We start from the raw sequence: 14,475 nt of genomic DNA, 5'->3' as shown, positions 1-14,475 counted from the left end.
CCCCACCATGAAGACTTCGACCGCTCACCTCCGCCGCCGCTTGCTTTCTTCGGTGGTTCCCGTCGCCGTTCTGACGGCATCCCTGCTGGCCGCGGGCTGCGCGGTCAAACCCGAGCCGCTGACGGCCGAGGAGAATCTGGAGCGCGTCCGCAAGGATCTGGGTGTCGTGCTGACCCCGCAGGAGCCGTTGACCAAGGCGGTCTCGATGGACGAGGCGATGGCGCGGGCCATCAAGTACAACCTCGACGAACGCGTGAAGCTGATGGAGGTGGCGGTCGCCACCGACCAGCTGGACCTGTCGCGCTATGACATGCTGCCGCGCGTGGTGGCGGCGGCCGGCTATGTCGGGCGCAACAACGACGCCGGTTCGGAGAGCCTGAACCTCGCCACCGGCCGGCGGACGGGCGAGAGCACCACCGCCACCGACAGGCACCGCCGCACCGGCGACCTCGCCTTCACCTGGAACGTGCTGGACTTCGGCGTCAGCTATCTGCGGGCGCGGCAGAACGCCAATCTGGTGCTGATCGCCGACGAGCGCCGCCGCCGCGTCGTCCAGGGCATCATGCAGGACGTGCGCACCGCCTATTGGCGCGCCGTCGCCGCCGAGCGGCTGCTGAAGCGGCTGGCGCCGCTGGAGAAGCGGGTCGAGGGCGCCCGCCGCGACGCCCGCACGCTGGAGGCGCTGCGCGTCCAGGCGCCGTTGCAGGCGCTGAACTACACCCGCACCCTGGTCGAGACGCTGCGCCAGCTGCAGTCGCTGCGCCGGGAACTGGTGTCCTCGAAGTCGCAGCTGGGCGCGCTGATGGGCCTGCCGCCGGGCGAGCCGTTCGAGATCGAGATGCCGGCGGCCAGCGTCATGCAGTCGCCGCCCAAGCTGGACGTCGGCGCCGAGGCGCTGGAGACCTACGCCCTGCTGAACCGGCCGGAGCTGCTGGAGGAAAGCTATAACCAGCGCATCTCCGCCGACGAGACCTGGCGGTCGCTGCTGAAGCTGCTGCCGGGCATCGACGTCAACGCCGCCCTGCGCTACGACAGCAACAGCTTCCTGCTGAACCAGCGCTGGGCCGATTACGGCGCGCGGATCAGCTGGAACCTGATCAATCTGGTGTCCGCCCCCGCCACCAAATCCTATGCCGAGGCGCAGGAGGAGCTGGTCGCCTTCCGCCGTCAGGCGCTGAGCATGGCGGTGCTGAGCCAGGTGCATGTGGCGGTGCTGCAGTACCGCGAGCTGAAGCAGGAATTCGCCCTGACCGCCGAGCAGGCCGACCTCGACACCCGCATCCGCTCGCAATACACCAACGTTGGTGAGGCCGGGCAGGTGGGCGAGCTTGGCGTGATCCAGTCGGAGGTGACGGCGCTGCTGTCCGACCTGCGCCGCGATCTGGTGCTGGCCGACCTGCACAACGCCTATGCCCGCGTGATGGTGTCGGCCGGCGTCGACCCGCTGCCCGAGACGATGGCGGCCGACGATCTGCCGACCCTGACCCAGGCGGTTGGCAGGGGCCTCTCCTCCTGGCAGGAGCGCGCCAGCGGCATGCAGCGCGTCAAGGACCTGATGGCCGCGCCCAGGACCGCCGCCCTGGAAGTCCCGAAGGACACCCCGACGGACAGCAGGGCCGAAGCGGTGAAGCCGGAAGCCCCCAAGCTGGAAACGCTGAAGCCGGTTCCGGTCGCGGCCGCCCCGTCTGCCGTCTCCGCCAGCCCCTTCGTGCCGGCCTCCTCCGCCTCGCCGGTCCCCGCATCCTCCCCCGCCCCTGCCCCGGCGGCGGTTCCCGCTCCGGTTCCGGCCGCCGCTCAGATCCCTGCCCCGGCGGCACAAACCGCCGTCCCGACCGCCGCCCCGGTTGCGACGGCCTCCTTCTCTCCCGTTATCCAGGCTGAACTCGGGGCTTACGCAAGCCACAGGCTTGCCGGGCAGGAATGGGGTATCATCGCCAAACGTCTGGGAACGGAGGGCAACGGGGTTGGCGCCCTGTACATCGCCAGCCGGCGCAGCCAGGACGGCAAGACCATCGTCCAGCTGCGTGCAGGCGGCTTCGCCGACCGCGCCGCGGCCGAGCGGTTCTGCCATCGTGTGAAGGATAGTCAGCGGGAATGCACTGTTCGTACCCTTTCGGCGCAAGAGCAGCAGTCCGACAGCGGGCCCGCCGATCGGCTCGCGTCGCTGTGATCCGTCCCGGCGCTCGGCCCGGCATTGCCGCCGGCGCCGCTCTCCTGATCGCGCTGCTGGGTGGGGGCCTCGCCTCCACCCCGGCGGCGGCCCAGGACGCTTCGCAGGGGCAGGTCCGTGCCCTGATCGAGGCCCGGCGGCACGCCGTCCTCTCCTCCGAGATCCCCGGCCGCATCGCCCACATGAGCGTCGATGCCGGCCAGAGCTTCAAGGCCGGCGAGCTGCTGGTCGGCTTCGACTGCTCCAGCTATCAGGCGGAGCTGGACGGCGCCCGCGCCCAGCTGAACGCGGCCGAGGTGACGGCGCGGGTCAACCGGCGCCTGAACAGCCTGCGCTCCATCGGCGAGGCGGAGGTGCAGCTGGCCGAGGCCAAGGCCCAGGTCGCCCGCGCCGACGTCCGCAAGGCCGAGGTGCAGGCCCGGCGCTGCGACATCAAGGCGCCCTTCGACGGCCGGGTGGTCGAACGCCGCATCCAGGAGCATGAGTCGGTCGCCGCCGGCGCACCGCTGCTGGAGATCCTGTCCGACCGCGACCTGAAGGTGGAGCTGATCGTCCCCTCCTCCTGGCTGGTGTGGCTGAGGCCGGGGCAGCGCTTCGACCTGCGCGTCGACGAGACCGGCGCCACCCTGCCCGGCGAGGTCGTGCTGCCCGGTGCCAAGGTCGATCCGGCCAGCCAGTCGGTGAAGGTCACCGCCAAACTGATCGGCGAGGGCGTTCCGTCCGGCATGATCGCCGGCATGAGCGGCACCGCCATCTTCCCCGAACCGGCGGTGTCTTCCCTGCCGGCTGGAAATCAGGGGGGCACCCCCAAGCCCGGAACCGCGAAGCCATGAGCGCCGCCATGGCACAGACGTCATCACCCCAGACCCCGCCCCAGCAGGCGGCTCCGCCGCAGGGGGCGCCGCAGGGAAGCGCGCAGCCCGTCAACGGCCTGCTGATGCTGCTGGAGTTGCAGCGGCAGGCCTGGCGGCAGGCGACGGCGCCGGAGCTGCGCTATCACATCGTCAACCAGACCCGCCGGCTGATCGCCTATCGCCAGGCGGCCTTCCTGACGGTGGGGGAGCGTGGACGGGCGACGCTGGGGGCGGTGTCCAACATCGCGGTGCTGGAGCCGAACGCCCCCTTCGCCCAATGGCTGGAGGAGGCGGTGCGCGCCGTCGCCACCGGGGACGGCGCCAACAGTGTCCACGTGGTCGATCCCGCCACCCTGCCCGCCTCCGTGCGCAGCGCCTGGGGGGAATGGGGACCGGCGCAGGTGCTGTGGTGCCCGCTGCGCAAGCCGGAAACCCCGCAAGAGGCGCCCCGGGGCGCCCCCGGGGGAGCAGCGTCCGGTGCCGCGGCGGAAAGCCGGACCAAGGCCGCGCCGCCGCTGGCCGGCCTGTGGCTCGGCCGTGACGAGCCCTGGACCGACGGCGAAATCCTGCTGCTGAGCCATCTGGCCGAAGGCTACGGCCATGCCTGGTGGGCGCTGTCGGGCAAGCGGGCGAAGCGGCATGGGCTGCGCCGGGCCCTGTTGCCGCTGCTGGTGCTGCTGGCCGTCGCCGGCGCGCTCGCCATCCCGGTGCCGATGTCGACCCTGGCCCCGGCCGAGATCCAGACCAGCAACCCGGTGATCGTCGCCGCTCCGCTGGACGGCGTGATCGAGCGCTTCCATGTGCAGCCGAACCAGCCGGTGGCGGCCGGTCAGCCCCTGTTCAGCTTCGAGTCCACCGTCCTGCGCAGCCGCTTCGAGGTGGCGCGCAAGGGGCTGACCCAGGCGGAGGCCGAGCTGCTGACCGCCTCGCAGGCCGCCTTCGCCGACCCGCAGACCAAGGCGCGCATCGCCCAGCTCCGCGCCCAGGTGGAGTTGCGCCGCGCCGAGATGGCGCTCGCCCGCGACCTGCTGGAGCGGGTGACGGTGAAGGCCGAACGTGCCGGCATCGCCGTCTTCACCGACGTCAACGACTGGCTGGGTAAGCCGGTTTCGGTGGGCGAGCGCGTGCTGACCCTGGCCGACCCGCAGGCGCCGGAAATCGACATCATGGTGCCGGTCGGCGACGCCCTGGTGCTGGAACCGGGCTCCCCGGTGGAGCTGTTCCTGAACGTCGATCCGCTCCACCCCCTGCAGGCGCGGCTGACCCATGCCAGCTACGAAGCCGGCCTGTCGGCCGCCGGCGTGCTGTCCTACCGGGTCAAGGCGGCGCTGGGCGCGGGCGAGGCCCCGCCCCGCATCGGCCTGCGCGGCACCGCCAAGATCCTGGGCGACCGCGTGCCGCTGGCGCTTTACCTGTTCCGCCGCCCGCTGGCCCTGCTGCGCCAGTCGCTGGGCATCTGAGGCGCCGCCCCAAGGCAGCCCCGAAGGCAAACCCGAGGACTCCCTTGTCCATCGCCCTCACCCCCACCGCCACCCCTGCCGGTCTTCATGCAGCCAACGCCGCCCCGGCCGATCCGCTGGCGTCCGTGCGGCTGCCGGGATTGCGCGACGATCTGGCCCTGCTGCCGGCTCCGGCGGGACAGGACGGGGCGCCGGGCTGGACCATCCACGACCCGGTGCGCAACCGCTATTTCCGCGTCGGGCCGGAAGGCTTCGCGCTGATCGCCCACTGGCACCATGCCAACCCGCGTGCCATCGCCGCGGCGGTGACGGAGCAGAGCCTGTTCGAGCCGACGGCCGAGGACGTCATCGGCTTCTACCGGTTCCTGGCGGCCAACAACCTGACCGTCGCCACCGACACCGCCTTTCTGGCCCGCCAGGCGGCGGCGCGGCACACCGGCTGGTTCTGGTGGCTGATCCACAACTACCTGTTCTTCCGCATCCCGCTGGTGCGGCCGGACCGCTTCCTGTCGGCGACGGTGGGGCTGGTGGCGCCGCTCTACAGCCGGGCCTGGATGGTCGCGGTGCTGCTGACCGCCGTCCTGGCCGGGCTGCTGGTGGCGCGGCAGTGGGATGCCTTCCTGCACACCTTCCAGCATTTCTTCTCGCCCGAAGGGCTGGCGCTCTACGGCGTCACCCTGCTGGGCACCAAGATCTGCCACGAGCTTGGCCATGCCTACACCGCCAAGCGCTTCGGCTGCCGGGTGCCGACCATGGGGGTGGCCTTCCTGGTGATGTGGCCGGTGCTCTACACAGACACCACCGACGCCTGGAGGCTGGTGTCGCGCCGGCAACGGCTGGCGGTGGGGGCCGCCGGCATGGCCACCGAGCTGACGATCGCCGTCTTCGCCACGCTGGCCTGGAGCTTCCTGCCCGACGGACCGCTGCGCAGCGCCGCCTATTTCCTGGCGACGGTCAGCTGGGTCACCACGCTGGCGATCAACCTCAGCCCCTTCATGCGCTTCGACGGCTATTACCTGCTGTCCGACGCGCTGGACGTGCCCAACCTGCAGGAGCGCGCCTTCGCCATGGCGCGCTGGAAGCTGCGGGAATGGCTGTTCGGCCTCGGCATGGCTCCGCCGGAGGAGATGCCGGCGGGGCGGCGGCGCATCCTGCTGGCCTATTCCTACGTCACCTGGGTCTACCGGCTGGTGCTGTTCCTCGGCATCGCGCTGCTGGTCTACCACGTCGCCATCAAGGTTCTGGGGATCCTGTTGTTCGCCATCGAGATCGGCTGGTTCGTCGCACGCCCCTTCCTGACCGAAGCCAAGGCTTGGTGGTCTCTGCGCGACCGTTTCCATGTGAACCTGCGTACCGGGCTGACGCTGGCCGGGCTGGCGGCGGCGGTCGGGCTGACCCTGCTGCCGGTGACCGCCACCGTGTCGGTGCCGGTGGTCTGGCGGGCGTCGGGGTTCGCCACCGTCTACGCCCCCCTCCCCGCCCGGCTGGAGGAGACGCTGGTCGCCCGCGGCCAGAACGTGGTGGAGGGCGAACCGCTGTTCCGCCTGACCGCCCCCGACCTGGAGGGCAAGCTGCGGCAGGCCGAACTGCGCATCGACTGGATGCAGGAGCAGATCGCCCGCATGACCGCCAGCCGCGAGCAGCTCGACCGCGTGCGGGCGATGGAAGAGGATCTGGCCGCCGCCCTGGCCGAGCGGCAGGGCATCCTCGACAGCCGCGACCGGCTGGTGGTTCGCTCCCCCCTGTCGGGCACCGTGCGCGACATGGAGGATGCGCTGATCCCCGGCCGCTGGATCGGTCCGAAGCTGCCGCTGGCGATGGTGGTGGCGCCGGGCAGCGGCGAGCTGGTCGGCTATGTCGGCGAAGACGATTTCGACCGGCTGAGCCCGGGGGCCGGAGCGCAGTTCCACCCCGACGATCCGCTGGCCCCCCGGCGCGCAGCGAAGGTGCGCGCGGTCGACCCGGTCGCTGTGTCGGTTCTGGACGTACCGGCGCTCGCCTCGGTCAATGGCGGTCCGGTGGCGGTGGAGGGGCAGGCAGGACCCCAGCCGAGCCAGCAACCCCATGGCGGTTCCGCCCGCAGCGCGCTCGCCCCGGTGGAGGCTGTCTACCGCATCACCCTGGACGTCGAACCGGTGAACATTGGGCCGGCGAATGGCGGGCCGGGCGCAGCCGGTTCCGGGCAGGACGGGCCGGAGCGCGTCACCCGCGGCATCGTCCGCGTGGCGGGCGAGGCCCGCAGCATCGCCGAACGTTTCTGGCGCATGGCCGCGTCGGTGCTGATCCGCGAGACGGGATTCTGACCGGGACGGAGGATATTTGCCGTCTCGGGGCTTCCCGGATCACCCCAGCCCTGCCGCCAGCAGTCCGTCGCTCGCCATGGCGAACCCGGCCGATTGCGGGCGGACGTAGCCGATCGGGTTGGGGCGCGGCTCGTTGCGGCCATGCTGGATGAAATGGACCAGCGCCTGCTGCTGGTCGCTGCCGAAAGCGCGCTGGAGGTCGGGGTTGGCCATCAGATAGGCAAGCGCGTTGAATTGGGTCGGGCGCCCGGCCGCCTGTCCGGTCGACTGGTAATGGGCGGTGGCGGCGACGGTGTCGGTGCCGAAGGTTGCCGCCAGATCCGGGTTGGCGGCCAGATAGCTCAGCGCGTCGAAGCCGGCGGCATCGCGCCGCGGCGTGTTGCCGTAAAGGACGACATAGAGCTTCACCTGCTGCTCGCTGCCCAGGAAGATGCTCAGCAGATCCGGGTTGGCCAGCAGATAGTCGTGGGCGTTGAAGCTGGTGCTGCGGTTCTCCAGCCTGCCATAGCGGATGTAATGCTCCTCCGCCCGCACAGGATCGTTGCCGATGACGGCGGCGAGGTCGCGGTTGGCCGCCAGATAGGAGAGCGCGTCGAAGCTGGTGCTGCGCCCTTCACGCCGGCCGCTGGACAGGTAATGGCCGGCCGCCCGCGCGGTGTCGGTGCCGAAGGCGGCGGCGAGGTCGGGGTTGGCGGCCAGATAGGCCAGGCTGTCGAAGGTGATGCTGCGCCCCTCGGTCCGGCCGGCGGTCACGTAATGGCGGGCAGCCGCCGACGGGTCCAGCCCGAAGGCCGATGCCAGATCCGGGTTCGACACCAGATAGCCGTAGCCGTCGAAGCTGGTGCTGCGCCCCTCCCGCTGGCCGCTGGACAGATAATGGCGGGTGGCGGCCGTGGTGTCGGTGCCGAAGACGGCGGCGAGGTCGGGGTTGGCGGCGAGATAGGCCAGCGGGTCGAAGCTGCCGGCCGACCGCCCTTCCCGGCGGCCCAGGGTCAGGTAATGCCGGCTAGCCGCAGCGAGGTCGTAGCCGAAGGCCGCCACCAGATCGGGATTGGCGGCGAGGTAGGAGAGCGGGTCGAAGGACCGGGCCGCCCGCCCCTCTGCCCGGCCGGCACGCAGGTAATGCTCGCGCGCCGCCGCGGCGTCGGTGCCGAAGACGGCGGCAAGGTCGGGGTTGGAGGCAAGATAAGCCAGCGGGTCGAAGCCGGCCATGGTTTCGGCCAGCGTGGTCACCCGCAAGGTCACGGTCTGGCCGCTGACCGCCCCCTGGCTGTCGGTGACGGTGTAGGCGAAGGACCCCGGCGACGCCGGGGTGCCGGATGATGCCTGATAGGTCAGGCCGGCCAGATCGGTCACCCCCAGCGTCATCCCGGCCGTGACGGCGGTGCCGTTGGCGAGCCGGAGCGTGCCGGCGGACGGCAGGCGGACCAGCGTCACAATCATGCTGTCGCCTTCGTCCGGGTCGCTCGGTCGGTCGATGCCGAGCGCGATGGCCGGTCCGGCCTCCAGGGCGGTCAGGGTCTTGTCGCCCTGGACGGCCGGCGGCCGGTTGGCCGGGCGCGAGGCGATGGTGAAGCCGATCCAGCGGCTCCACGCCACGCCGTTGTAGGCGCGCACCGACAGCTCGTCGATGCCGGGCAGGGTGGAGGCAGCGAAGGTGATCCCGGCGAAGGCCGCCGCGGTCAGCGGCACCACCGCGCCGGCACCTTGAGCTGTCCCGCCGACCATGATGGAGCCGGCGCCGTTGGTGTTGTCGACCAGCTCATACTGGGTGACGAGGCCGCCGGCCGGATCGGTCGCCGTGATCAGGCCGGCGATGGCGATGGAGGAGCCGATGGAAACCCGGCCGGCCCTGGCGGCGACCGCCGGAGGCATCAGGCTGATGCGGGTGTCGGCGAACAGGGCGAATTCGATGTCGGTCAGCGTGTCGGTGCCCTCGCCGCCGCCGGAAATGGTGGCGCCGTCGGACGTGACGGTGACGGTGTAGGAGGACCGGCTGCCGTTGTAGACCGCGGTGTCGGTGCCGCCGCCGCCCTGCAGCGTGTCGTCGCCGGCCCCGCCGGTCAGCGTGTCGTCGCCCGCCCCGCCGACCAGCAGGTTGTTGGCGCCGTTGCCGATCAAGATGTCGTTGCCGCTGCCGCCGATGGCGTTCTCGATGGTGACGCCGGTGGCGATCGACACATTGCCCACCGCCAGCCCGCCCGACCCGTTCGGACCGATGGAACTGAAGGCTCCCGGGGTCATGTCGATGCTGACGGCCGATGCTTGGCCGCCGGCATCGATGGTGTCGGTGCCGCCGGCATCCCAGATGGACTGGCTGACCGCGACCGTGTTGCTGGCGAAGGCATAGCGGTCATCGCCGATGCGGGTGTTGGCGTTGACGCCGTACAGGTACTGCGCCGCCGCGATGTCGTACAGCGCCGGCCCCGTCGCCAGCCCGTTCAGCCCCAGGCTGGGATGCCTGTTGTAGGACATGATGGTGTAGCGGTAATTGTCCTCGGTCGAGGACAGGTAGGGCGGTTCGCCCCCGCCGCCGGTGGCGTTGTAGTTGCCGGGATGCTTCAGCCCGATGGCATGCCCGATCTCGTGCAGGATGGTCAGATAGCCGTAGGTTCCCGGCGTCGGGCTGGTATTGGCGGCACTGCTGTTGGACAGGTAGATGTCGCCGCCGCCGTCATAGAGCGAGCCGCTCGGATAATAGGCATAGGCGGCGCTGGAGCTTTGCCGGTTGGTGCCGAGGCGGATCGACCCGCCCTGCCCGCTGTTGGCGCTGTCGGAGGTCTCGACGAAGAAGATGTTGGCGACGGCGCTCCAGGCGGCCAATGCCTGACGCACCGCGTCGCGCTGCGTGGCGGACAGCGGCGCGAAACCGGTCCCGTCCGAGACGGTGGCGTAGGACGGCAGCTGCTCCATGAAGCTGTAGGTGACGGTTGCCCCGCTGCCGACGGCACCGCTGCCCCAGCGCGGCGTCCCCGTCGCCAGCAGGGCCGAGACGGTGGCGGAGGCGGCGCCCTGCGGAACCGAACCCTGCGGGTCCGGCGTTGCGGCAATCGGCGCGGCACTCCAGCCGGCGGCATTGCACAACAGGCAGGAGCAGGCGGGCACGGTGTCGGCCGGAGCGTCGGACAGGTCGGAGAGGGTGGTCGTCATGGCCGGAAGAATGTCTGCGCCGCGAACTGCGGCTCCGTCATCCTACAACCTTCCCTTCCTCAATCGAAAGGGGAGGTCGACCCGGACCTTTTTTCTCACTGGGCGTTCACCCGATGACGCGCCAAGACTTGTAGGCACTTATCCCCTCTGCACGATCAGCTCCTCGAACACCGCCTCGATCCGGTCGACCGACCGGGCGACGGTGAAGTCGCGGGCGCGGTCGCGGCCGGACAGGGCCATGCGCAGCCAGGCATCGCGGTCCTTGACCAGACTGCGCAGGCGGTCGGCGAGCGCCTCGTGGTCTTCCGCCTTGAACAGCAGGCCGTCGATGCCATCGCGCAGCACCTCGCCGCTGCCGCCGGTGCCGCTGCCGACGACGGTCAGGCCGGCGGCCATCGCCTCGACCTGCGAGATGCCGAAGGGCTCCTGGAAGACGCTTGGGAAGACCAGCACGTTGCAGCGGGCGAACAGATCGGACAGGCCGCGGCGGTCGAGGAAACCGGTGAAGCGCACCTTGCCGGCCATGCCGTGGCGCTCGATGAAGTCGCGGCAGCGGGCCGCCAGATCGGCGTCCGGCGCCTCCCCGGCGAAGGTGCAGTCGAAGTCGATGCCCTCGCGGTGCAGGATCGCAAGCGCGTTGATCAGCGTCTGCGGTCCCTTGTAGTTGACGAACAGGCTGGCGAAGGCGATGCGCAGCCGGTCGGTCGAGGGCATCGCCGCGCGGTGGAAGTAATCGACGCGGGCGCCGGGATGGATCACCGTGGCGGGCAGGCCGTAGCCGCCGGCGGCAAGCCGCTCCGCCACCCAGGCGCTGGCCGGTCCGGCGCGGTAGAGGGGGGAGCGGGGCGCCGTCTCCGGCGCGTAGCCGGGATGCTGGTTGCCCAGGCAGTGCAGCACCGGGATGCCCATCTGCCGGGTCAGCGGGTCGAGGAACTCGGTTCCCACCAGATCGAGGTTGCCGACCAGACAGGCGTCGGCGCGGAAATCGCGGGCGGTCTCCAGCACTCGGCGGATGTTGGCGCGGACCAGCGCGCTGCACTGGGCCGGATCGTCGTTGATGAGGGCGCGGCCGTCCTTCCAGGTGCCATAGAGGGTCAGCGAACGGTCGACATGCGCCTCGATATCCTCGGTTCCGGCCATGCCGGGCCGGGCGAGTTCGGGCACGTCGGCGGTCAGCACCGTCACCGCATGGCCGCGGCGGATCAGTTCGGCCGAGAACTCCCACAGCTTGCGGCCATAGCCGCCGAACTCCTGCGGCGGGAACAGGTTGGTGACCACCAGGATGCGGCGCGGCCGGCCGGTCGACGGGGCGGTCGCCTGCCGGAACAGGCCGAGGTAGCGCTCCAGCCCCGGATGGCCGCCGGCAGCGACGGCGACGGCGGCGAAGGCGGCGGCGTCCAAATCCGGAGCCGGGTCTGCGGTTCCGGCGAGACGGGCGGCACGCCGGGCCTCGCCGAGATAGACGAATGCCTCCAGCGCGCGTCCCGCCGCCGCACACAGGCGGGCCAGCCCGGCGAGCGCATCCGGCTGCTGGCGGTCCAGCCCGACGGCGCCCAGCAGAAACCGTTCCGCCAGGGTATTCTCGCCGAAGCGGGCGGCCAGACGGGCGGCGCCGACCATCTGGTCGGCGGTCCGCAACATCGTCTCCAGCGCCGCGAGGCGCGCGCGCCGCAGGTCCGGCGCCAGTCCCGCCGCCAGATCCGGATCGGACAGCGAGCGTCCGGCATAGCGCAGGGCGTCGGCGCACTGGAACAGGATGCCGCCGGGTTCGGTGGGCACGAAGCCCCAGCCGGCCAGATGGGCGGATGCCGCGGCATGGTCGCGCGCCGAGGCGGTGGGGCAGAGGACGAAGGCGCCGGACAGCCGGGCCATCAGGCGGTCGGCTTCGGCCCTATCGGGACCGGCACCCGGCCAGGGCAGCAGCGTCACCGCATCATCCCGCACCCGGTCGGGGGATGGCGGCAGCGGCAGGGCAACCGGGTCGGCCCCGGCGTCCGGTGCGGCGCCCGGTCCGGCGAAGGCCACCCGCGGCAGATCGCGGGCCATGAGGCGCAGGTCGGCGGCGAAGCCGTCCTCCGCGGCGGCATGGACGGTCAGCCGCGACGCGGTCAGCTGCAGCCGCTGCAATGCCTCGTAGGCGGCGAGGCGGCAGCGGAAGCCGGCGCTCCGGGCCGGCAGGGCCGACAGTCCGCGCCGCTCCCCGCGCACCTCCAGCGCCGGATCGACGCGGTCGTCCAACACCGCGGCGTAGAACTGGGCGCATTTGACCCGCGGGCTGTGGAATTCCAGCAGATGTGCCTGCCCGGCCCGGCGGATCGCCATCGCCTGGTCCGGGTGGTCGAGGTAATGGCGGGCCATCTCTACCAGCTCGCCGGGCGAACGGTAGGTCGCGAGATGGCGGCCGGGGGTGAAGCAGCGCTCCAGGCCGGCGTCGGCCGACAGCGCGTCGGTCAGCAGGAAGCCGCCGGCGCCCAGCGCCTCGAAGACGCGCAGGTTGAGGTCGCCGTTCAACGAGACGTTCAGCGTGATCTGCGAGCCGGCATAGATGTCGGCCGCCATTTCCGGCGGCGCCCGCATCGCGGTCAGCGGCAGCCCGGCTTCCGCCAGCCGGTCCAGCACATGACGCCGCCAGGGATGGAAGGCGCCGACCTGGCCGACGAAGGTGAGGGGACGGTCGGGGACTGTGGGAATGTCGCGCCGGCGCAGCGCATAATCCACCGCCGGGATCCAATAGACGCGGTCGAACCCCGCCTCCAGGAAGGCATGGGCATGCTGGCGGGTGTGGTCGAGAACCACCGCGTCGAAGCTCTCCATCGCGCCATAGGCCAGCAGCGTGCGCAGCGGGCCAGCGAAATGATGGGTGTCGCCGACCAGCAGAACCTTGGTGCCCGGCAGCCGGTCCAGCCCACGGGGAAGGTTGCGCCGGGTGGCGTCGGCCTTCACCACGATCAGCTCCGGACGCTGGTGCACCGGCAGTCGGGCGACGACGGCCACCAGATCATATTCGCCGGGCGGGGTGTTCAGCGACGCGAAGCCGTCGCCGGTTTCCACCGTGGGGCAGTCGGGCCCGCAGAACACCTCGCGCTCCGAGAACAGCGGTCGGCGGTAATAGTCGGGCGTGGCAAGGCAGCAGAACAGCGTGCGGGGAGCGTCGGCTGTCGGCTGCGGGAGGATGGAGGCGGCTTGCGTGTGCGGCGGCATGCGGAGGTCTCGGACGCGGGTTGGGAAACGGCGGACCCATGCCCGCCGCGCCATGGGCCGGAATCAGGAGGCCGGCGGTTCCCCCCAGCCGGGGACGGTGTCCGCGCCGACCAGCGGACGGCGGAATCCGCCGCCGGCGATCTCCGCCCGGATCCGGTCGGGGGTCATCGACACCACCCGCTCATACTCGGCGGTGTTGTGGGCGTACCAGGGGTTTTCCGTCACCGAATTGGCCGACCGCGCATGGCTGAGATGGAGCAGCGGCCCCAGCGTGCGCTCCACCCGCTCGCCCAGCAGTTCCAGGCGGCGGTAGATCTCGAAATCCTCCCAGCCCCAGGAGACGAATTTCTCGTTGAAGCCGCCGAGCCGGTCGAACACCCGGCGGGCGAAGAAGACCGAGCCGCCGTAGGAGTTCTTGTAGAGCATCTCGTTGCGCGGATCGAACAGGTCGATCTGGTTCACCGCCAGCGTCCGCTCCACGCCGGGCACGAAGTCGGGGGCGACGTCGAAGAACAGGCCGTTGAACGGGCAGGCGAGTGCCGCGCCGTCATGGACGGCCTGCCGGGCCAGCACATACTGGGTCGGCTCCACCAGCACGTCGGTGTCCTGCACGACCAGGACCGGCGTGGTCGCCGCAGCCGCCATGACGTTGATCTGCTTGGCCTTGTGCGTGTAGGGGCTGTCGTTGCCGGTCAGGTGGACATAGCCGTAGTCGGCGGACCCCAGCCCCAGTTCGGCCATGATGCCGGGCACGTCCTGGCGCTCCGGATTGTCCTCGCAGATCAGGATGTTGGTGTCCAGATACCGCCGCAGATAGGTGACCAGGATGCGCAGGTTGCGCCTGCGGTCCGGGGATTCGATCCGGCAGGGCACCAGGAAGGTGACGTCGCGCAAATCCAGCCGTCCGCCGCGGCGCAGCGGCTCGCGCAGGGCTTGGTGGCGGGAGGCGAGCGACAGGGCATGGTCGAGCTGGGCGGCCAGCCCCTCATCGTTCGGCAGCAGCGCCGCCGCGGTCTCGTAACAGTCGACCGCGGTCCCCCAGCGGCCGGTCCACTGCATCATCTCGCCCAGCCGGATATGGGCCTGCGGACGGTCGGGCCATTTGGCCAGGACCTTGCGGTAAGTGGCCGCCGCGGCCCCCAACCTGCCCTGCATCTGCTGGGCGTAGCCCAGGTTCGACATCGCCTCCGGCCGGTCGGGCACCGCCGCGAGGATGCTCTCGTAGACGGCCTCGGCCTCGGCCAGCCGTCCGGCATGATGGTGCTCGACGGCGATGCGGAAGGCTTCTTCGAGGGTCGGCATGAAAGCTCCGTCGGGGCAATCCATCTGCCGGGCCG

At 71.1% G+C, this 14,475-nt stretch carries 7 protein-coding genes; 4 read left to right on the top strand and 3 right to left on the bottom strand.

Features of this window, described 5'->3' with window-relative positions; genetic code table 11:
- Nucleotides 1-7: 7 nt before the first annotated feature.
- From ABNQ40_RS09050 to ABNQ40_RS09035, 4 genes are read left to right on the top strand one after another with little or no spacing between them, the layout of a single operon-like run.
- On the top strand, nucleotides 8-2,170 hold the full coding sequence (locus tag ABNQ40_RS09050) for a TolC family protein (protein WP_391346139.1): 2,163 nt from the start codon (nucleotides 8-10) through the stop codon (nucleotides 2,168-2,170).
- Nucleotides 2,167-3,003, top strand: a complete 837-nt coding sequence (locus tag ABNQ40_RS09045; protein ID WP_247879433.1) for an efflux RND transporter periplasmic adaptor subunit — start codon at nucleotides 2,167-2,169, stop codon at nucleotides 3,001-3,003. Before ABNQ40_RS09050 ends, ABNQ40_RS09045 begins: the two co-directional genes overlap by 4 nt.
- Complete coding sequence (locus tag ABNQ40_RS09040) at nucleotides 3,000-4,484, top strand: efflux RND transporter periplasmic adaptor subunit (RefSeq protein WP_109046974.1); 1,485 nt, start codon at nucleotides 3,000-3,002, stop codon at nucleotides 4,482-4,484. Before ABNQ40_RS09045 ends, ABNQ40_RS09040 begins: the two co-directional genes overlap by 4 nt.
- 44 nt (nucleotides 4,485-4,528) lie before the next feature.
- Nucleotides 4,529-6,787, top strand: a complete 2,259-nt coding sequence (locus tag ABNQ40_RS09035; RefSeq protein ID WP_109046973.1) for a biotin/lipoyl-binding protein — start codon at nucleotides 4,529-4,531, stop codon at nucleotides 6,785-6,787.
- Nucleotides 6,788-6,826: 39 nt separating this feature from the next.
- On the opposite strand, the gene ABNQ40_RS09030 is transcribed toward ABNQ40_RS09035, so the two are convergent.
- The 3 genes from ABNQ40_RS09030 to ABNQ40_RS09020 all read right to left on the bottom strand — a co-directional run bounded on the left by ABNQ40_RS09030 (nucleotide 6,827) and on the right by ABNQ40_RS09020 (nucleotide 14,440).
- Nucleotides 6,827-9,937, bottom strand: coding sequence for a M10 family metallopeptidase C-terminal domain-containing protein (locus ABNQ40_RS09030; protein ID WP_109046972.1), 3,111 nt, complete (start codon nucleotides 9,935-9,937; stop codon nucleotides 6,827-6,829).
- A gap of 138 nt (nucleotides 9,938-10,075) precedes the next feature.
- Nucleotides 10,076-13,138: a glycosyltransferase gene (locus tag ABNQ40_RS09025; protein WP_109046971.1), complete on the bottom strand. Its 3,063-nt coding sequence runs from the start codon at nucleotides 13,136-13,138 to the stop codon at nucleotides 10,076-10,078.
- A gap of 63 nt (nucleotides 13,139-13,201) precedes the next feature.
- Entirely contained in the window at nucleotides 13,202-14,440 is a 1,239-nt protein-coding gene (locus tag ABNQ40_RS09020) for a glycosyltransferase family 2 protein (RefSeq protein WP_158285496.1), read from the bottom strand.
- Nucleotides 14,441-14,475 lie beyond the last annotated feature (35 nt).

The organism is Azospirillum sp. A23 (assembly GCF_042938965.1).
GTDB classification, from domain to species: domain Bacteria; phylum Pseudomonadota; class Alphaproteobacteria; order Azospirillales; family Azospirillaceae; genus Azospirillum; species Azospirillum melinis.
The sequence above is the reverse complement of the archived record's forward strand: the minus strand, read 5'-3'. Positions and strand labels throughout refer to the sequence as shown.

Bases quoted from the DNA above. Each gene is read 5' to 3' on its own strand.
- ABNQ40_RS09040 (WP_109046974.1), top strand. From the start codon at position 3,000: ATGAGCGCCGCCATGGCACAGACGTCATCACCCCAGACCCCGCCCCAG.
- ABNQ40_RS09030 (WP_109046972.1), bottom strand. From the start codon at position 9,937: ATGACGACCACCCTCTCCGACCTGTCCGACGCTCCGGCCGACACCGTG.
- ABNQ40_RS09020 (WP_158285496.1), bottom strand. From the start codon at position 14,440: ATGCCGACCCTCGAAGAAGCCTTCCGCATCGCCGTCGAGCACCATCAT.
- ABNQ40_RS09050 (WP_391346139.1), top strand. From the start codon at position 8: ATGAAGACTTCGACCGCTCACCTCCGCCGCCGCTTGCTTTCTTCGGTG.
- ABNQ40_RS09025 (WP_109046971.1), bottom strand. From the start codon at position 13,138: ATGCCGCCGCACACGCAAGCCGCCTCCATCCTCCCGCAGCCGACAGCC.